At 56.2% G+C, this 19,411-nt stretch carries 16 protein-coding genes and 1 tRNA gene; 13 read left to right on the plus strand and 4 right to left on the minus strand.

What is annotated here, in order from left to right; genetic code table 11:
• Positions 1–145: 145 nt before the first annotated feature.
• From rsmI to O3675_RS03930, 7 genes are all read left to right on the plus strand, one after another.
• Complete coding sequence (rsmI, locus tag O3675_RS03900; RefSeq protein WP_049327925.1) at positions 146–1,075, plus strand: 16S rRNA (cytidine(1402)-2'-O)-methyltransferase; 930 nt, start codon at positions 146–148, stop codon at positions 1,073–1,075.
• Between the two features lie 65 nt (positions 1,076–1,140).
• Positions 1,141–2,214, plus strand: coding sequence for a TatD family hydrolase (locus O3675_RS03905; RefSeq protein ID WP_371571087.1), 1,074 nt, complete (start codon positions 1,141–1,143; stop codon positions 2,212–2,214).
• 230 nt (positions 2,215–2,444) lie between these two features.
• On the plus strand, positions 2,445–3,266 hold the full coding sequence (locus O3675_RS03910; protein ID WP_049327927.1) for a glycosyltransferase family 25 protein: 822 nt from the start codon (positions 2,445–2,447) through the stop codon (positions 3,264–3,266).
• Positions 3,267–3,687: 421 nt separating this feature from the next.
• Positions 3,688–4,509, plus strand: coding sequence for a glycosyltransferase family 25 protein (locus O3675_RS03915; protein WP_371571090.1), 822 nt, complete (start codon positions 3,688–3,690; stop codon positions 4,507–4,509).
• A gap of 45 nt (positions 4,510–4,554) precedes the next feature.
• Positions 4,555–5,427 carry a 16S rRNA (adenine(1518)-N(6)/adenine(1519)-N(6))-dimethyltransferase RsmA gene (gene rsmA / locus O3675_RS03920; RefSeq protein WP_371571091.1) on the plus strand — a complete coding sequence of 291 codons (873 nt, stop codon included), beginning with the start codon at positions 4,555–4,557 and terminating at the stop codon, positions 5,425–5,427.
• A 68-nt stretch (positions 5,428–5,495) separates the two neighbouring features.
• On the plus strand, positions 5,496–6,503 hold the full coding sequence (locus O3675_RS03925; protein ID WP_371571093.1) for a 4-diphosphocytidyl-2C-methyl-D-erythritol kinase: 1,008 nt from the start codon (positions 5,496–5,498) through the stop codon (positions 6,501–6,503).
• A 254-nt stretch (positions 6,504–6,757) separates the two neighbouring features.
• Positions 6,758–7,057, plus strand: coding sequence for a hypothetical protein (locus tag O3675_RS03930; RefSeq protein ID WP_315353909.1), 300 nt, complete (start codon positions 6,758–6,760; stop codon positions 7,055–7,057).
• Positions 7,058–7,143: 86 nt separating this feature from the next.
• Here the strand turns inward: O3675_RS03930 and O3675_RS03935 are convergent, their stop codons facing one another.
• The gene (locus O3675_RS03935) at positions 7,144–8,973 is read right to left on the minus strand and encodes an ABC-F family ATP-binding cassette domain-containing protein (protein ID WP_371571095.1); all 1,830 of its coding nucleotides are present in this window, start codon (positions 8,971–8,973) and stop codon (positions 7,144–7,146) included.
• Positions 8,974–9,205: 232 nt separating this feature from the next.
• Between O3675_RS03935 and O3675_RS03940 the strand changes: the two genes are divergently transcribed.
• The 3 genes from O3675_RS03940 (at position 9,206) to O3675_RS03950 (ending at position 11,819) form a co-directional block, all read left to right on the plus strand.
• A tRNA-Gln gene (locus tag O3675_RS03940) sits at positions 9,206–9,276 on the plus strand.
• An 87-nt stretch (positions 9,277–9,363) separates the two neighbouring features.
• Positions 9,364–10,818, plus strand: coding sequence for a bifunctional UDP-N-acetylglucosamine diphosphorylase/glucosamine-1-phosphate N-acetyltransferase GlmU (gene glmU, locus O3675_RS03945; protein WP_294640390.1), 1,455 nt, complete (start codon positions 9,364–9,366; stop codon positions 10,816–10,818).
• A 20-nt stretch (positions 10,819–10,838) separates the two neighbouring features.
• On the plus strand, positions 10,839–11,819 hold the full coding sequence (locus tag O3675_RS03950) for a ribose-phosphate diphosphokinase (protein ID WP_294640388.1): 981 nt from the start codon (positions 10,839–10,841) through the stop codon (positions 11,817–11,819).
• Between the two features lie 137 nt (positions 11,820–11,956).
• Here the strand turns inward: O3675_RS03950 and O3675_RS03955 are convergent, their stop codons facing one another.
• Positions 11,957–13,087 (minus strand): phosphotyrosine protein phosphatase, encoded by a 1,131-nt coding sequence (locus tag O3675_RS03955; RefSeq protein WP_294640386.1) that lies wholly within the window; start codon positions 13,085–13,087, stop codon positions 11,957–11,959.
• Positions 13,088–13,405: 318 nt separating this feature from the next.
• On the opposite strand from O3675_RS03955, the gene O3675_RS03960 reads away from it, so the two are divergent.
• From O3675_RS03960 to O3675_RS03970, 3 genes are read left to right on the plus strand one after another with little or no spacing between them, the layout of a single operon-like run.
• Positions 13,406–14,380 carry a glycosyltransferase family 2 protein gene (locus O3675_RS03960; RefSeq protein ID WP_371571098.1) on the plus strand — a complete coding sequence of 325 codons (975 nt, stop codon included), beginning with the start codon at positions 13,406–13,408 and terminating at the stop codon, positions 14,378–14,380.
• Positions 14,380–15,489, plus strand: coding sequence for an acyltransferase family protein (locus O3675_RS03965; protein ID WP_371571100.1), 1,110 nt, complete (start codon positions 14,380–14,382; stop codon positions 15,487–15,489). Before O3675_RS03960 ends, O3675_RS03965 begins: the two co-directional genes overlap by 1 nt.
• A gap of 8 nt (positions 15,490–15,497) precedes the next feature.
• On the plus strand, positions 15,498–17,315 hold the full coding sequence (locus O3675_RS03970; protein WP_371571101.1) for an ABC transporter ATP-binding protein: 1,818 nt from the start codon (positions 15,498–15,500) through the stop codon (positions 17,313–17,315).
• Positions 17,316–17,424: 109 nt separating this feature from the next.
• Here the strand turns inward: O3675_RS03970 and O3675_RS03975 are convergent, their stop codons facing one another.
• Both O3675_RS03975 and O3675_RS03980 read right to left on the minus strand, forming a co-directional pair.
• On the minus strand, positions 17,425–18,393 hold the full coding sequence (locus tag O3675_RS03975) for a glycosyltransferase family 2 protein (RefSeq protein WP_371571103.1): 969 nt from the start codon (positions 18,391–18,393) through the stop codon (positions 17,425–17,427).
• Positions 18,390–19,352, minus strand: coding sequence for an alpha-1,2-fucosyltransferase (locus O3675_RS03980; RefSeq protein ID WP_294639926.1), 963 nt, complete (start codon positions 19,350–19,352; stop codon positions 18,390–18,392). Before O3675_RS03980 ends, O3675_RS03975 begins: the two co-directional genes overlap by 4 nt.
• Positions 19,353–19,411: the final 59 nt, after the last annotated feature.

Below are 19,411 nucleotides of genomic sequence, written 5' to 3' on the forward strand. Positions count from 1 at the left end.
TTCAGCCCGTGAACGGCTTATATGAAGCACCCTGAACCTGCGCCTGACGCAGCGCCCCGCCCGGCAAGATCACCCGGCGCCGGATTGAGCGCGGGCGTTACACTTAGTGGGTACACGAAGACCAGACACAGACACGAGGCCTGCCATGACCGCACCCGCAGAATACACCGAAGAAACCACCGACCCCTCAGAAACGGTCGAGGCACCCCAGGCTGACACCGCTGTCACCTCCGAAGAAGGCGGCGTGCTCATCCTCGGCGGCACCCCCATCGGCAACCTGGCTGACGCCTCCGACCGACTGCGCTCGGCTCTTGCCACCGCAGACCTCATCGCCGTTGAAGACACCCGCAAGCTACGAACCCTCGCTTCCGGGCTTGGCGTGCGCACTCGCGGTCGCGTCATCGTCAACCACGACCACAACGAAGAAGAACGTAGCGAAACCATCGTGCAGGCGGTACAGGACGGCCAGCGCGTGCTGTTGCTCTCGGATGCGGGCATGCCCACCATCTCCGACCCCGGCTACGTTGCCGCCGCAGCCGTCGCGGAAGCCGACCTGCCCGTCACGGTGGTGCCCGGCCCCTCCGCTGCGTTGACCGCGCTCGCGCTCTCAGGTCTGCCCACCGGACGATTCACTTTCGAAGGCTTCCTCGCCCGCAAGGGCTCCGAGCGCACCCGCCGTCTTGCATCGTTGGCGGGGGAGGAGCGCACCATGATTTTCTACGAATCCCCGCACCGCACTGCCGCAACCCTGGCAGACTTCGTGCAGATCTTCGGTGCTGACCGCCGCGGAACGGTCAGCCGTGAGCTAACTAAGCTTCACGAAGAGGTTCGACGCGGTACCCTGGCTGAGCTTGCCGGATGGGCTGAGTCTGAACGCGTCCGAGGCGAAATCGTCATTATTGTTGAGGGCGCACAAGCCCCCGAAACCCCCGAAGCGCAGGACGTAGTGCAACTGGTCCTCGACCGCGTGGCTGGCGGCGAGCGCCTCAAGAGTGCCTGCGCCGCGGTCGCAGCCGAGACCGGCACCTCCAAGCGTGACCTGTACGAGGCGGCACTGGCTGCCCGCTCCGAATAACCCAGAAACATCCCGCAGCTTTACCCCCCAGCTTTACCCCGCAGTTTTATCCCGAGGATTTATCAATGTGTCAGAGCCACCCCGGTCCTGAAATCACCCAGGAGTATCTGAACTCCCTCGCTGCCCTGGCGAACTACACCCTGCCCACCCCCGCGGCACTCCAGGCAACCGCCCTGCCTAACGGCTGGGAGCCGGTGCCCGGTGAAGTGCCCGCACCCTATAAGGCGGAACTCTACACCGGCATCAGCGACGCCGAAGGCGGAGAGGGAACCCGCCGCCGCTCCACCACCGGCGAGAACGGCCGCAGCCGCAACTTGGTCTTCCCGCCCGCCCCCGAGCCGCTACCGTACCCGATTGTGGATAACCACACCCACATGGACCTGCTCGACGGCGAAGTAGAAATCAGCGCCCGCGATGCACTCGACGCCGGTGAGAAGCTCGGCATCGGCGCCATCGTGCAGGTCGGATGCGATATCCCCTCCTCCCTGTACGCGGTTGCCGCCGCGCAGGCTGATGAGCGTGTCCTCGCCGCTATTGCGATTCACCCCAACACCGCCCCCGAGCTGGCTGCAGCCGGACAGTTGGAGGCGGCGATCGCCACCCTCGACGAGCTTGCCACCGCCGACCGCGTGCGCGCTATTGGCGAGACCGGCCTGGATTATTTCCGCACCGGCGAGGAAGGCATGGAGGCGCAGCACTACAGCTTCCGCGAGCATATTCGCATTGCGAAGAAGCACAACCTGGCGCTGCAGATTCACGACCGTGATGCGCACGAGGACGTTGTGCGGATTCTAGATGAAGAGGGTGCGCCGGAACGTACCGTGTTCCACTGCTATTCGGGTGGCCCGGAGCTTGCGGCGATCTGCAATGAGCGCGGCTGGTATATGAGCTTTGCCGGCACGGTGACTTTCAAGAACTCGAAGGGTATTCAGGAGTCGTTGGCGATGGCTCGCCCGGAGCTGATGCTGGCTGAGACGGATGCACCGTTCTTGACTCCGCATCCGTTCCGTGGCCGCCCGAATGCGTCCTACATGACGAATTACACGGTGCGGTTCATGGCTGCTCACCGCGGTGAGGAGCTGGAGGCACTCTGCCGCCGTATTCGTGAGAATTCGGAGTGGGTTTACGGTCAGTGGTAGGCGCGTACAGTTTGTAGCGGATAGCTACTTGGAGTCGCCTCGCGGTGCGTGTCTGCGTGCTAGACTGTAGCGACTACAAATAACTCACTCAAACAGCTATGCCATGATCTGGCGCGTAGTACTTTAGGCATGTTTTGCGTCTAAAAGAATGCGCTTAAAAATTAGGGGTGCAAGAACTCTCACTCGGTTTTGTGCCTTGCTCCCGGTGATTGGTGCTCTAGGAGGACACTATGGCAAAAATTCTGAAATACGTTCTGGGACTGGACGGCGCTAACCGGTTTGATTCTTTCTTCTCGGTGGGGGCACCCGCTCAAGGTTTTCAGCGTTATTCTGCGGTGGATAACCGTGATAACCACGTCACTGATGCACAATTCGATAGCAAGCTGTTCTTGACTCGTTACGGTAAAGAGCCGAGGCCTGCCGAAAAGGGTTGCGCTTTGAGCCACTACCACATGTGGAAGGACTTCCTCGCTTCAGATGCCGACTGGGCTTTGCTGGCAGAGGACGATGTTCTCATTTCCCCTGACCTGCAGCCTGTAGTGGAGAGGATTATCGAAAAGTATCCTCACGTGCAGATGGTTAACCTGGGCGATATCTACGCTTCTGAAGCTGGCAAGCTCAACCCGCAGGTTGATTACCCCCGTCTTTCGTTGCTTTCTCCTTTTGTGTACGGCAAGTACCGTATGGGTAGTGCCTATGGTTCAAAGCCTCTGTATGGTGCTGCCTTGTATCTTCTTTCGCGTTCTGGGGCTGAACGACTCGTAGAATGTTATGGCGAGACGGTTCCCGGCGTTGTTGCTGATGATTATTCTCTCTACCGAGAATGGGGAGTGGACGTATATTTGGTGCAGCCCGGCCTGTGCGGTTGGGAAGGTACCAGCCTCATTCAAACTTCTGGCGTTCGTCACTTGGAAAGTCTCAAGAGCACGCAGCATGGCACCGGTTTTATCGACCGGTTGCGCATCGCTCTGGCGCCGAAGAAGCGTATTGCGAACGCGAAGAATATTCTGGATGCCACTCTCGAAGATGTGAAGCAGCGTCTAGGACGATAATCCAGAGACGGTAACCCAGAGATGGATTGGTAACCCAGAGATGGATTGGGGTACTGTCATCACATAAAAATGTGAATACGTGGGTCTTCTGCCCTGTCGTTTATCCCCTCCCTATCGTGTGTATGCGGTAGGGAGGGGATTGTTTTTGCTGTGCACCGGTACACGCGTGTCGTACCACGTTTTAACCTGCGGACACCTGAGATTGGTGCATGGTGAATGATAGAATTCTTTCTACGTTGCACAGTAGTGTGCGTATTTATCACACGCTCAATATTCAGACTTCATGCCATTAACGCACCGATTTTAAGATTGACGAACCCTTCTGTCGTGCAGGTGGTCTGTTGTTCTGAAAACTCATCATTAACCTTTGCGATCTTCTATTGCTTAGGTTTTCTGGATGAGCTATTGAAAGGAAAAAAATATGGCAAAGATTCTGAAGTATGTTCTGGGCCTGGATGGCGCGAACCGTTTCGATTCGTTTTATTCAGTGGGTGCTCCCGCGCAGGGTTTTGTCCGTTATTCTGCGGTGGATAACCGCGACAATCACGTCGCTGATGAAGAATTTGACGTTGAGTTTTTCCGTAGCCGTTGGCATCGTGACCCTAGCCCCGCGGAGAAGGGTTGCATGCTCAGCCATGTGAATATGTGGCGTGATTTTGTTGCAAATGACGCCGATTGGGCGCTGATTGCCGAAGACGACATCCTTCTTTCTCCGGATGCTGAGGCGGTCGTGAACGCAATCATCACGAAGTACCCGCAGGTGCACCTGGTGAACCTTAGCGATTCTTTTGCAAATGATGCCGGCAAGCTGAACCCGCAGGTGGAATACATCCGCCTGTCCCTGCTGTCTCCTTTTGTGCACGGTAAGTACCGTATGGGTAAGCCGTACGGTACCTGGCCCCTGATTTGTACCGGTCTGTACCTGATTTCCCGTTCGGGCGCTGAGCTGCTGCTTAAGCAGTTTGAGGATAAGGTGCCGGGTACTGTGGCTGATGATTACAAGCTGTACCAGCAGTGGGGTGTGGATGTGCGTTTTGTGCAGCCGGGCCTGTGCGGCTGGGAGGGCAGCAGCGTCATCTTGGAATCCGGTAAGCGTCATCTGGATAAGGTGAATAGCCTCCAGCACGGTACTGGTCCTCTGGATCGAGTGCGTATTGCTTTGGCTCCGAAGAAGCGTATTACAAACGCTAAGAACGCTCTGGAAGCCACTCTTGATGAGGTAAAGCAGCGTTTCTCGCGGTAATCTAAACTGTAACCTCCCCACCATCCACCTATGTGAAGGAACGCTGTGAACGATCTGCCCCTGCTCGGCCCTGCTGAGATTCGTGAGCTTGCCGAGATGCTCGGTATTCGTCCGACGAAGACTCTTGGGCAGAACTTTGTGATTGACCCCAATACGATTCGTCGTATTGTCAACGCGGCAGAGATTTCACCGGAGGAGACGGTGCTGGAGGTCGGCCCGGGCCTGGGTTCGTTGACCCTCGGCATCCTGGATGCTGCGAAGGACATGGTTGCGGTTGAGATTGACCCGCCGCTGGCTCAGCAGCTTCCCCACACGATTGAGAAGTTCCGCCCCGAGAAGGCGGACGATATCGACGTGGTGCTTATGGACGCTCTGAAGGTCACCGAGCTGCCTCGCACTCCGGATGCTCTCGTGGCGAACCTGCCCTATAACGTGGCTGTTCCGGTGCTTCTGCACCTGTTTGCGCAGTTCCCGAGCATCCGTCACGCCCTGGTGATGGTTCAGGATGAGGTTGCCGACCGTCTTTCGGCGACCCCGGGTTCGAAGATTTACGGTGTGCCCTCGGTGAAGGCTAATTGGTATGCCGAGGTTTATAAGGCGGGCGTGATTGGCAAGAACGTGTTCTGGCCTGCGCCGAAGATTAACTCTGGCCTGGTCGGCTTCCGCATGCGCGAAGAACCGCTCTCTACCGTTGACCGCGACCTGGTGTTCACGATTGTGGACGCGGCCTTCGCTCAGCGCCGTAAGACTCTGCGCGCCGCGTTGAGCTCCTGGGTGGGCTCCGGAGCGCGCGCGGAGCAGATTCTGGTGGCTGCCGGTATCGCTCCGACGGAGCGCGGTGAGAAGCTGGATATTCACGGCTTTATCCGCATTGCGGAGGCTTCGCTGACTGTCCCGGCTGAGCCTGTAACGGAGTAGCTTCTTCCCGCTCTAAATTTTTCACTGACGTTCTCACGCGAGTTCCCGCGCGAAAGGTGTATGCGCTGATGAGTACCGCCTCCCAGACCGCTATTTCGGTTGATGCTCCCGGTAAGGTCAATCTGTATCTTGCTGTGGGGGATGTTCGTCCGGACGGCTACCACCCGTTGACTACGCTTTTTGCGGCGGTCTCTTTGATGGAGACCATCACGGTTTCTGAAGGGGGCGCGCCGGGGCTGAACTTGAGCATGGATATTGTGCCCGGGTCCCTCGTGGATCAGCAGGTGCAGGCGGGGCAGTTCGACCCTGCCGCTGTGCCGATGGATGAGCGGAATCTCGTGTATCGTGCCGCTGCGCTGATTCTTGCGGAGCACGGTATCGAATCTGTCCCGGCGCTGCACCTGCATATTGCGAAGGCTGTGCCCGTGGCTGGCGGTATGGCGGGCGGTTCAGCGGACGCGGCTGCCGCCCTCATTGCTACGGACCGCTACCTGCACGCAACCGGCCGCACCGGCGCGCTACTGACCCAGACCGATTATGAACGTCTTGCCGCGCAGCTGGGCGCAGATATTCCCTTTAGCGTGCGTGCCGCGCTGGGGCAGACCCTCGCCCTGGGACAGGGGACAGGCACCGAGCTTCAGAACGTTGCTGCGCCTCGGGAGCCCCTGCACCTGGTGATTGTTGCCGCGCAGTTTGGCCTCTCAACCCCCAGCGTATTCAAGCAGCTGGACGCGGGGCGCGCCTCGGGGCTGTATCCCGCCTCCGGTGAGCTGGTGGAACCCGTAGAGCTTCTGGAAGCACTGAACTCTTACGACGGTTCGGAGGCGGCGCTCGCCTCCTTGGCGTCGCTGCTACGTAACGACCTGCAGGCACCCGCGCTTTCGTGCGCCCCGCAGCTGGAACAGACCCTGAACCTGCGCGAGAGCGAGGGCGTGTACGCCTCGCTGGTATCGGGCTCCGGACCGACGGTGCTTCTGCTGGCCTCTTCACAGGCTCATGCGGAGTCTCTTGCCTCCACTCTTCGCGCTGCGGGCAACCACGCTGTGAGCGCGGTTAGTACGATTCTGTATCATTAGTCTTCGACAATACCGCCGGTCATCCGGACGCTATTGAGCCGGATTTTGTGGTTAATTCGGGTCCATTGGTGAATAAGACAACCCATAACCGACTGGTGTACACCAATCCTGGTCCTCTGGGAGCTGCATTGGCGGTTAAGAAGTGTTTTACGGTCCTGTGGGATTGCTATAACACTTTCCGGACCCGCCGCTACCTGCGGTCTTTCGGCAAAAATACTGTTGTTTTGACGTCTATGGCAAAGACTGCAGATTACATGGCGAAGTACGCTCAATCCGATTCTAAAAAGGGCATCGGGTACATCCACGAATTTCATAGCGGCTACAACAGTACCTATCGTTTGGATGAGGAAAAGACTCTCCGTAAGGTTGCTGCGTCTTATGACTCGTTTGTAGCTCTATCTGAGGGCGACGCTAAGCTGTTTGTGCATCTGGCAATGAGTGATGCTGAATTGCGGGCTGAAAAGTCTGTTTTGTGTCGTGAAAAGTCTCGCACTTTCTCGCCCGAATATGTTGTTCGGCATTGGGAGAAGCTTTTCGAATCCATCCACCGTTAGTAGCCGCTGTAACGGAGAGCTGAATATATACACAAATGCCGGTTCTAGATTGAATCTAGAACCGGCATTCCTTATCTCAGTAGACCTTAGCCCAGCAGTTCGGAGAGTTCGAGCCAGCGCATTTCTAGCTCGTCAATCTCATCCTGAAGTGCCTGCTGCTGCTCGCCGAGCGCCGCCAAACCGGCGTAGTCGGAGGCGTCGTGCGCGCTCATCTGCTCGGATAGCTTCTCCTGCTCTGCAGCGAGCTTGGCGAGGCGACGCTCAATCGCACCGGACTCCTTCTGCGCCGCACGCAGCTCGGCACCGGAGACTTTCGGGGTATCTGGCTCAGCAGAAGCCTGCGCCGAGGAGGCGGCACGCGCCTGCGCGCTACCGGCAGCAGAACCGCCAGCACCGGCTGCAGAGAGCGCCAGATACTCGTCCACACCGCCGGGCAGGTGGCGGAACGAACCGTCAATCACGGCGTACTGCTGATCGGTCACGCGTTCCATGAGGTAGCGGTCGTGGCTGACCACCAGCAGGGTACCCGGCCAGGTATCCAGCAGATCCTCCATGGCCGCGAGCATATCGGTGTCCAGGTCGTTGGACGGCTCGTCGAGAATCAGCACGTTCGGTTCATCCAGCAGAATCAGCATGAGCTGCAGGCGACGCTTCTGACCACCCGACAGGTCCTTGACCGGGGTAGACAGCTGCGCACTCGTAAAGCCCAGACGCTCCAGCATCTGCGAGGGGGACAGTTCCTTACCATCGGCAATGTAGCTACGCTTCTTGCGACCAATCACATCCGAGACGCGGTCGTTAGCAACCTCGTTGAGCTCATTGAGCTGCTGGGTCAGGGTCGCAATCTTCACGGTCTTACCGTGCTTGGCGCGGCCCTCGGTCGGCTTCAAATCGCCGGTCACCAGCGAAAGCAGGGTGGACTTGCCCGCACCGTTCACGCCCAGGATTCCGGTGCGCTCGCCGGGGGCAATACGCCAGGTGACCTTCTTCAGCACGGGGCGCTTGCCGTCGGGCATCGAGGGGTCGTCGTAGGTGACCGAGACGTTTTCGAGGTCGACCACGTCCTTGCCGAGGCGGGAGACCGCCATCTTCTTCAGTTCCACGGTGTCACGCACGGGCGGAACGTCCGCAATGAGGGCGTTGGCGGCATCAATGCGGAACTTCGGCTTGGAGGTACGCGCGGGCGCACCGCGGCGCAGCCAAGCGAGCTCCTTGCGCATCAGGTTCTGACGCTTCGCCTCCGCTGCGGCTGCCTGACGGTCACGCTCCACACGCTGCAGGATGTACGCCGCGTAGCCGCCCTCGAAGGGCTCGACGATGCGGTCGTGCACCTCCCAGGTGTCGGTACAGATTTCGTCGAGGAACCAGCGGTCGTGGGTGACGACCATGAGTCCGCCAGCATTCTTGGACCAGCGGGACTTCAGGTGGTTAGCGAGCCAGGTGATGGCTTCAACGTCCAGGTGGTTGGTGGGCTCGTCGAGCATGAGCACGTCCCACTCCTGCGCGAGCAGGGAGGCGAGCGCTACTCGTCGGCGCTGGCCGCCGGAGAGGGACGAGACCGGCGCATCCCAGGGCAGGTCGGAGACCAGGCCCGAGATGACATCGCGGATACGGGACTGCGAGGCCCACTCGTATTCGGGGGTGTCGCCCACAATCGCGTAGCCGACGGTGTGGTCGTCGTCGAGAACATCGGACTGGTCAAGGTAGCCGATGCGGGTGCCGCCGCGCACGGTAACGCGGCCGGAGTCCGGTTCGAGCCGGCCAGCAAGGATCTTCATGAGGGTGGACTTGCCGTCGCCGTTGCGACCGACAATGCCGATGCGGTCGCCTTCGTTCAGGCCGACCGTGATGCCCTCAAAGATGGTTCGGGTAGGGAATTCGAGGTGCAGCGATTCGCCGCCAAGTAGATGTGCCACGCCTTCTAGGGTACAGGGTGAGTCTTCAGTTCAAGTAGCGTTCCAAGCTTTGATGAGGGGCTACTGCAGTGTCGAGAAATGTGGTGGGTTTTGCAGGGTGGGCGGCTTAGTGAAGGGCAGATATTTGATAAACTGAGGAAAGCATTTCCTGCATTGCGCTGTTCTATGCCCAAAATGGCGGTCAATGACAATGGGGACCCGTAGCCGGGAACTCATATGAATGTATGGATAATCCGCCATGGTGTAATGGCAGCACAGCGGCCTTTGGAGCCGTTTGTCTAGGTTCGAGTCCTAGTGGCGGAGCGTAAGCACTCAACGGCACCGTTGATAGAGAGTTAGCGGTCCGCGCTCACTCCTCACTCTTACAACCTCGTCTAAGGAGTCTTCCCAGTGAACACTGAACTGGCACCCTCTGCAGTGATTGTTCTCGCTGCAGGCGCTGGTACGCGCATGAAGTCCGCTACCCCCAAGGTCATGCACGGCATTGGTGGTCGTTCCATGGTTGAACACGCTGTCGCTGCTGCACGCGATTTGAACCCTGAGCGCCTCGCCGTTGTGGTACGCCACCAGCGCGATAAGGTTGCTGAGCATGTGCTTGCGTTTGACCCTGAGGTAACCATCGTTGATCAGGATGAGATTCCGGGTACCGGCCGCGCTGTTGAGGTTGGTCTGAATGCTCTGGATGCGCAGGCATCCGTCTCCGGCACCGTCCTGGTGACCTACGGCGATGTTCCTCTACTGCGCCCCGAGACTCTGCGCGAACTGATTGCCTTCCACGAGGAAGACAAGAACTCCGTAACTGTCCTGACCACCCACATTGATGAGCCCGGCGCCTACGGTCGTATTGTCCGTAACCAGGCTGGCGAAGTGACCGCTATTGTTGAGGCGAAGGACGCGTCCCCCGAAGAGCTCGAAATTACCGAGATTAACTCCGGTATTTACGCTTTTGACGCGGCTGTTCTGCGTGAGGCACTGCTCGAGGTGACCACCAACAATGCACAGGGCGAGAAGTACATTACCGATGTTCTGTCCATTGCTCGTTCTAAGGGCTACCGCACCTCCGCTCTGGCTATTGAGGACCGTTGGGAGGTTGAGGGCGCTAACGACCGCGTGCAGTTGGCTCAGCTGGGTCGTATGCTCAACAACCGCATCCTTGAGGCTCACATGCGTAATGGTGTGACCATTGTTGATCCTGAGAACACTTGGGTTGACGTCACCGTCACCATTGAGAATGACGTAACCCTGCTGCCCGGTGTGCAGCTGCACGGTTCTACCACCGTCGCTACCGGCGCTACCATTGGCCCGGACTCCACCCTGACTGACATGACCGTTGAGGCTGATGCTACCGTCATCCGCGCGCACGGTCACGGCGCTGTCATTGGCGAAGGCGCAACTGTTGGCCCCTTCGCATACCTGCGCCCCGGTACCACCCTGGGCAAGGACGCTAAGCTTGGCACCTTCTGCGAGGCTAAGAACTCGCAGATCGGCGATGGCGCAAAGATTCCGCACCTGTCCTACGTTGGTGACGCCACCATCGGTGAGGGCGCGAACATTGGTGCTGGCTCTATCTTTGCGAACTACAACGGTCTGGTGAAGAGCCGCTCCGTTATCGGCGCGCACGCCCGTATGGGTTCTGCGGGCATTTACGTTGCACCTGTTACCGTCGGTGACGGTGCATACTCCGGCGCGGGCGCGCTGATCCGTAAGGATGTTCCTGCTGGCGCCCTCGCCTACTCTGAGACTTCCCAGCGCACTATCGATGGCTGGGTTCTGAAGAACCGTGCTGGTACCGAACCCGCCGAGGCTGCTAAGGCCGCTGGCGCTCAGGATCCGGCAGAATCCTAATCCGAGGAAAGAACAACACCATGAGTAGCGAGATTACCAACCCCGGTGAGCGCAAGCTTGTAGTGGTCTCCGGTCGAGCACACCCCCAGCTTGCCGAGGAGATTGCGAAGGCACTTGATCACGACCTGCTGCCCACCTCCGCATACACCTTCGCCAATGGCGAGACCTACGTCCGCTTTGAGGAGTCGGTGCGCGGTGCGGACGCGTTCGTGATTCAGTCGCACCCGGCACCCATCAACGAGTGGCTCATGGAGCAGATCATTATGATTGATGCGCTCAAGCGTGCATCCGCTCGTTCCATTACCGTGGTGTCTCCCTTCTACCCCTACGCTCGTCAGGACAAGAAGCACAAGGGCCGCGAGCCCATCTCGGCACGTCTGATTTCGGATCTGTACAAGACCGCTGGTGCTGACCGCCTGATGTGCGTGGATCTGCACACTTCGCAGATTCAGGGCTTCTTCGACGGTCCGCTTGATCACCTCTTCGCAATTCCGGTTCTGGCTAAGCACATCCGCGAGCGCGTGGACGACCTGTCCAACGTGACCGTTGTGTCCCCGGATACCGGTCGTGTCCGCGTGGCTGAGCACTGGGCTGACCTGCTGGACGGCGCGCCTCTGGCGTTCGTGCACAAGACCCGCGATATTAACGTCCCCAACCAGGCTGTTTCTAAGACTGTTGTGGGTGACATTGAGGGTCGTACCTGCGTGCTGATCGACGACATGATTGACACCGGCGGCACCATTGCTGGCGCCGTGAAGGTCCTCATGGACAAGGGTGCGAAGGAAGTTATCATCGCAGCAACCCACCCGGTTCTGTCTGATCCGGCTGCTGAGCGTCTGTCCCAGTGCGGTGCTGTGGAGGTCGTCGTGACCAACACCCTGCCCGTGCCGGAAGAGAAGCAGTTCGATAACCTGACTATTCTCTCCATCGCTCCGTTGATTGCTCGCGCTATTCGCGAGGTCTTCGATGAGGGCTCTGTGACCGAGATTTTCGAGCACTAAGCTTCTAAAGCCTAAAGAAAAGTCCCCCGCTGGCCGTTAGGTCGGTGGGGGACATTCTGTTGTATGAGGCTAAAGCTAACCCGGCAGGAATAGATATCTGTTCCTGCCGGGTTAGTGGTGTATTTAGCGCCGTGTGCTTAGCGGTGTGCTTGTGCAAGCCAGGGCAGAATCACACGCAGGGACTGTTCCACCTCGTCCACTGCGACCTTTGCCGCTGCGGGGCCGCGACGGTAGGGGTCTTCCAGCTTGTCGCTATCGAGCGGGCGGGCGCCGTGCGAGTAGAGGTAAGAGAGAGGCTCGGCGCGGCGTGCGTCCTCGCGGATTCGTGCAACCTGCTTGAGTAGCTTGATCTTGGCGTGGTGCTGGGGCCACTCGCGCACGATCCAGTCGGCGTGTACCTTCTCAGCGACCAGGATGATGGTGGCGTTCTCGATAATCTGGCCGTTGAGCTGGCGGGAGGCGAAACCTTCGGGGTTGTAGCCGCGCTCAATAAGTTCGTTGGCTACGTGCTCGTAGACGCCGTGACCGACGAGTGCGCCGGTGCCTGCGCTGGCGAAAATCCACTTGTCTTCCAGTCCGTATTCTGCGGCGAGGTGCTTGGAGATCACCTCACCGGATGCGCTGCGGGCAATGTTGCCGGTGCACACGAAGAGTGCTTCGAAGGGGCCGTCTTTGCCGGTGCTGTCGGTACGGTTGAGAGTCTTGGGAGAGAACTTGAAGAGCGGGGTGCGTTCGCTGCGGGAGTTAGTAGCGGGGGAGGGCTGTGCGTTTCCTGCGCTCTGGCTGTTGGCTTCTTCCGGGTTGGCGAGTTCTTCGGCATCAACGGTGGGCGCGTTATGCTGGCCCACGCGGATAATGCTGGGGCCTGCGGGCTTGCCGTCTACGTCGAGAATGTCACCGGGGGTAGCCTCGATATCGGTGTGGGTGAGGGGCTGCGCGGAGACGGTTGCAGTGCCGTCGGCACTCAGTTCTTCTTCCGGGGTGACTTCCTGCGCGGCTACCTCGGAGGGGGAATGGACTTCGTAGTCTCCGATGGCTTCGCGGAGTGAACCGTCGGGGGTGATGTTACGGCTGGCAACCCCGCGGCGGTTCTTACCCGCCAGTTCGGGGTTGCTCTTAATGAGGGAGCGGACTCCGTCGGCAATATTTGCGGAGGAAGAAGTAACGGTCGCCGGATGTTCCTCGGCGGTTTCTGCGGAGTTGGTTTTGTCCTCGGAGGAGCCCCAAGCGTACTTGTCCTTGAGGGACTTAATGTTGAAGATGCCCATCAAAAAGCCTTTTCTAATTGACGTACCCAACAGTGAACAGGGAAGCCGGAAGTGTCGGGTTGGTTGAATGAATAGTATCTATCATACCGAGTTACTTGCACCTTCAACGGTTCCTTTTCCTGTGTGTGGCGAATAACCCTACAAGTCAGTAGAAGAGCCGCAGCGTTCGTAGAAACTTCTGTTTAAAAATGACCTAAAGTACAGAAAACTCTCCAAAGCTAAAGAAAGCTTGCATGCTAGAATTATGCCTAGACTCTACTCATCACTCCTCAATTACATGGGCCCGTCTGCAATTTGTGACGGGTCGAGAAAGGCATCATGAACCTTCTCTCAAAAATCCGCTCAGAATTGGGTCAGCTTAGTTATTCCTTTAAACGGCGAAACACCCCTAAACTCTGGCGAGATCAGGTTGAAGCCATTCGTTTTCTCAAAGTCCATAACCTTCCTGCACCGCATCTTAAAGGTCCTCGTCAGGAAGTGTGGGCTGTTTCTGTCGTTAAGAACGAGCTAGATATTTTGCCCTCTGTGCTCGACCATTTTTTTGCCCAGGGCATTGATCGGATTATTGTTGCCGACAACCTCTCGACTGATGGTACTCGTGAGTACTTGCGTCAGCGAGCAAACGAGGATTCGCGACTTATCTTTGCTGAAGATAACTGCGACCGACATATTCAGTCTGAGAAGATAACCTATCTTTCGCACTTGGCTTGGCGTAGTGGTGCTCGCTGGATTATTCCTTTTGACGGTGACGAATTCTGGTACGCGGAGGATGAGAAGCTTGGTGATTTCCTACGTAATGCACCCGATAACATGGGCATCTACTATGCCGGATTCCACCACACTGTGCCTACCGTTGATTCGCCTGAGAACATCGTCGACGCCGAATTGGTGATGGACGCTTCCTATCCCTTCCCGGGTAAGTGCGCTTTCCGTTCCCACCCCTTTGCCGTGGTAATCCCCGGCAACCATGATGTGTGCCGCCTCGGTGATATTGAGCGGCGACTTGAGATTGTTCACCTGCAGTACCGAGGTATTGCTCAGATCGCCCGTAAGGTACGTGTGGGAACCGAGACTTCCCGTCGTACTGGTGAGGACCTGAGCTACTTTGCACCTCACTGGGAGGCGGGTAGCAAGCTCAGCGATGCTGAAATTGCTGAGGTATGGGAGAACATTTCGCATGGCCGCCCCGATGAGCGAATCAAGTTCGTAGCGGAAGGCCCGATTGTTCATGGTAAGTTCCTGAAATGGAACTACTGGAATGAAGACGGGTCAATCCCCAAGGGAGATGCCTAATGGTGGCACCCGCACGACCCTCCTCCAGGATTATGCTAGATTCGCTGACCGCGGTGCGCGGTCCCGCAGCACTTCTCGTGTTCGGTTACCACGTTATCCACGGTACGCAGTGGGCTAACTGGATTCCGGGCGCGCGTCTCGGTTACGTGGGCGTTTCGCTCTTCTTTATTCTTTCTGGATTCGTGCTGGCATGGTCGTACAACAAGAATGCCGGTGCAAAGAGTTTCTACCTTCGTCGCTTTGCGAGGGTATACCCCCTGCACTTCTTCTTCTACTGCGTGGCGTTGATGGGTCTTCTGCTGTTTGGGGTGTCTAACTCTGCTGGAGACCTCAACCCGCTAAGCGCTTTGCTGAACCTAGTTCTGCTGCAAGCGTGGGTGCCCTCTTGGGAGGTTATCTTCTCGAATAACGCGGTGAGCTGGTCTCTCTCCTGCGAGGCGTTCTTCTACCTCATGACCCCGTTCGTGTTGAACCGTTTGGATGGTATGCGCTACCGTGTGAAAGCTGCTCTACTGGGTGGTTGGTTCCTGCTGATGGCAACGGTCTCCTACATTCTGGCCGCCCAGTCGAACTTCATGGACGTGGTGGTGTATGCCAACCCGCTTCTGCGTTCAGGCGAGTTCGCACTCGGCCTGGCTCTGGGCCTCTTTGCTCTCATGGTGCGTGATGGTTACCGCGTTCCCGTGATTCGTGGCTACCACTGTTTGGCGATGATTACTCTGGCTCTTGGGGCCATGTATGTCAGCTCAAAGTTCTACTTGCTTCAGACGGCTCATGGCCTGTTGCTGGCACCGGTTTGGGCGGTATTGATTCTTGTACTGGCTCTCTGGGATATTCGGCGTTCTACCATGCCTCGTGAAAAGAACCTGTTCTGGAAGGCTGCCGTTATTGCCGGTGAGGCGAGCTTCGCTTTTTACCTGGTGCATGAGCTGGTGCTAGCATACGTGCGATCGGCACCTTTGGCTGCCTCCGCTCACGGCGGTATAACAGGTCTGCTGTATGTCGTAATTTCTCTTATCATCGCGAGCATTCTCGCGCTTCTGGCTCATTATTTTATTGAGCGTCCGGCTCATCGATTTATTGTGAAAAAATATTCACAGAAGGTATAGGTCTTATTGTGAAGAGTGTTTACTCTAAAATTCGGGTTTTTTTCCCGGGCAAAAAGTTTAGGCTCCTGGTACTAAACGTTTTGGGTCTCTTTGCGGTATCGCTTTTTGAGATGCTTGGTGTGGCTCTCGTACTTCCTCTGGTGAACCTCGCCATGGGAACCCCACGTGAAGGCTTCATCCTGAAAGTTTCTAACTTCTTCGGCGATCCGGATACCCCCACCCTAATCGTTATCTTCGGCGTGGCTCTCGTCGCAGCGTTTGTTTTCAAGGGTGTCTTCTCCCTAATTATTCGTCGCTGGAGCCTCGGCTTTATCGCCACCCAGCAGAGCGCCGTTTCAGTGACTCTGCTAAACCGCTACATGCGTGAGCCCTACCTGGACCACCGTAAGCGCGGTACTGCCCCGGTGCTGAACTCCGTAAATGATGTGGTGGGCCAGGCCTACGGCACCTTCGTCAACGGTGTGCTTGGCTTTATCGGTGACCTACTGTCAATTATTGTGTTGATGGTAATGCTACTAGTCATTATGCCGGTGCCCGCTCTTCTCGCCTTTATCTACTTCGGCCTGGCTTCGTTCGTGCTACAGGCTCTGCTCAAGCGCAAGAATCGCGAACAGGGCGTCATCGTACTGAACGCGACTAAGGGTGCGCTGGACGCAGCTATCGAAGCTGTAGTGGGCTTCCGTGAAATCCGCATGTACGGTGTGACTGAACGCTACACCTACCGCTACCAGGAAAAGCGAATTGACTCTGTGAATGCGTCGATGCGTAGTGCTTTCCTCTCCGATTTCCCGAAGTACACCTTGGAAATCATCTTCATTGTTGGTATTGCTGCTCTCTTGGCCTTTATGAGTGCTACGCAAGGTGCTGATAGCACTGGCTACTTGCTTCTCTTTGCTGGTGCCTGCATTCGTATTTTGCCTAACTACACCCGTATGGTTGCCTCTCTTGGTAGCATCCGCGCAGGTGAACATGCCAGCGAGAAACTGTTGGAAGAGCTTGAACACCTTACTCCTGAAGAGCGTATGTTCAAGATGCCCTCTGCACCGGTCGTCCCGAAGAACCTCGACTACATCAATAAGAGCATTGAGCCGGTTAATATCCAGATTGATAATCTGACCTTCCAGTACCCTGACGGTGATAAGCCTGTGCTGAAGGACATCACCCTTGACATCCCGATGGGTTCCTCAATTGCTTTTGTGGGTGGTTCTGGCTCGGGTAAGACTACTCTGATTGACCTTATTCTGGGTCTCTTTGCGCCGACCCGTGGTCAGGTGCTGCAGAACGGTGAGTCGATTCTGAAGGATCTGCGTTCCTGGCACCAGCATATCGGCTACGTTCCCCAGGATGTCTTTATCGCAGATTCCACTGTGCTGGAGGCTGTGGCGTTCGGCCTAAAGCCGGAGGAAATTGACGTGGAACGCGTCAAGTACTGCCTCGAAGTGGCTGCTCTGACCGAGGTCATCGATTCCCTGGAGAATGGCCTGGAAACTAAGATTGGCTACAACGCTACCCGTTTGTCGGGTGGTCAGAAGCAGCGCCTGGGTATCGCCCGTGCTCTGTACCGTAACCCGAGTGTGTTGATTCTGGATGAAGCGACCAGCGCATTGGACAACGAGACCGAGCACAAGATTACGAAGACCATCGAACGTATTTCTAAGGATATTACGGTCATTATCGTGGCTCACCGTCTATCGACGGTTCGCAATGTTGACCAGCTGGTTTACCTCTCCAACGGCCGAATTGCTAATCAAGGCACCTTCGCTGAGGTGCAGCGAGCAAACGCAGAGTTCGCTAACCTGGTGAAGCTGGGCCAGTTGCCGGATTAGTCTCATAGACTGCATATCTAAAGTAGAAGGGGCTCTCGTCACGAACGAGAGCCCCTTCTTTTGCTACAGCATGTTTATGTTGTATTTTTACCGTCTGGAAAGGTCCTTGTTAAATACCTGTAGCCGTCTTCTCTTTGAGCAAATGAACGATTTCTTTAAACTCTTGAGGTAAAGAACCAATAGGTGTAAGAGGGCCGGTTGGATGCCAAGTGACGGTTTTATGGTTAACCTCGCCGCGCAAAAGTGCTTCCCACAGGGGGGTAGCACTTTCAATGGTTATATCACCATTACGTCTCCAATGGTAGCCCATATCTTCAGGCAGATCGGTGGCTTCCAACGCCTTAGCCCCTTGACGTAGCTTGCGAGTAAATTGTTCCTTTGAACGCCAGGGGTAGTGGATGATAGCAACTTCATTAAGCTTCTGCTTACCCGGTGCAATGACCTCATGGTTACCCATTTTGATAACGGCATTTTCCCAGCGTGAGAAACACACTTTCAGGTCCCAGTGGGGAGTTGGATCAACCCTGAGACTAGGTCCTTCAATACTGGGAAAAACGTTGTACAGCTTCGTCAGTTCGATAGTGCGCCCCTTTTGCGAGCGTAGGACTTCCGATAGCGGAGCGGAAACACCATACCAAAATTCATCAGCGTCGAACGGGATAATCCATTCAGCGCCCGCCTCCATCACCCGGTCAGCAAGCCAGGTCATTTTCTCTGATTGGTAGTAGGCTAGTTCACGGTCCTGAATAACGTGCACAGGTAGGATCTTGCTGAGTTCGAGCAGTATCTCATAGGTCCCATCTGAAGAGCCATTATCAGCTGCTAAGATATGGTCCACACCTTGATCGAATAGATGTCGGATTGTCTGCTCGATGATATCTGCTTCGTTCTTCACCATGGTTATGCCCCATATAAAGGGGCCGGAGGGGAGAACCGTGTGGGTAAATGTTTTATCGAGCGAAGCGTAACGTTCTTTAAACTCAGTACTCTCACGGAGCGCAATGGCTTCGCGTTTTTTATCATGATTAATTTTCAGCACGAAAAGCTGGTGCTTGAGGGATTTAAGAGTGTTAATCACAGCATTTCACCCGTAATCCAGTTTTTACCTTCGGGGTGATGCACAGCAACCCAATGAGTACGGTGCATCTTTGGGCGGCTCTGATAGATACGAGCATCTTCAGAAATAACTTGATGAATATCAGGGGAAAGGACGAGCTTTTGGGCCAGCAACTCACCGATATAGGCGCCCCAATAACCGAAAGTCGTGTTGGTCAGAATCAGGTAAGGGGCGCTGGCCACAAGGGCCAGATCGTCGAACATACCGGAACCCTGCTTTTCAAAGATACAGGGTGCTACTGAGTTCAGGTGTGAGAGGTTTTCCTCGCACCACTGAAGATCATCTGATACAAAAATAATCTTTGAAGGAGTTACGGTATCCTGAAGTTTCTTCAGTGCTTCCTCCACATAGGTCACCGTATCAATTCCGAAAACCTCATTAATTTGAGGCACAGAATAGTAATCGCCACGGCGAATGTTAATGACGAGAGAATTTTCATCCACTACGTTCTGCATTCTTGCAAGGCGCTCGCTAAAGGCTTCTGAAGAAAGAAGGTACTCGCGAATAAAAAAGTGCAAATCTTCTTCGCTGATATCCTTCTCAATATCCGTCGGGAAGTAGCCGCTACGGCGGGTAAAGAACGTATACTCTGACGAAGAAGCCGTAATGGAGGCAAGCTTCGGGAACTCCTCGGTCCATGCCTCCATTCCGGGACCATAAAGCAAAGATGCTTTGTCAGTACCGTGATGGCGCAGAGTAGCCGCGCGGGCCCATAGATACAGCCAATTACCTCCCCGGGAGATGGGGTAGGAAAGGAGAATAAATTTTTCGCCACGACGTAGAAGGTTAATATATTTCCCCAGATACTTATGGCGAATAGAGTTGTAAGCCGCATTGACAGCACGTTTGAAAGCGGGTTGCTGAACAGTGTATACGGCGACCCTTTCTGATTCATTGATGGGTTGGATATCAGAATCCACGAGAAAGTCCCCTTTCGAATGTGTAAGATAGCGAGTTGATAGTGGGCGAGTATTTGTTA

Source organism: Rothia sp. 27098_8_27, assembly GCF_041432805.1.
GTDB classification, from domain to species: domain Bacteria; phylum Actinomycetota; class Actinomycetes; order Actinomycetales; family Micrococcaceae; genus Rothia; species Rothia mucilaginosa.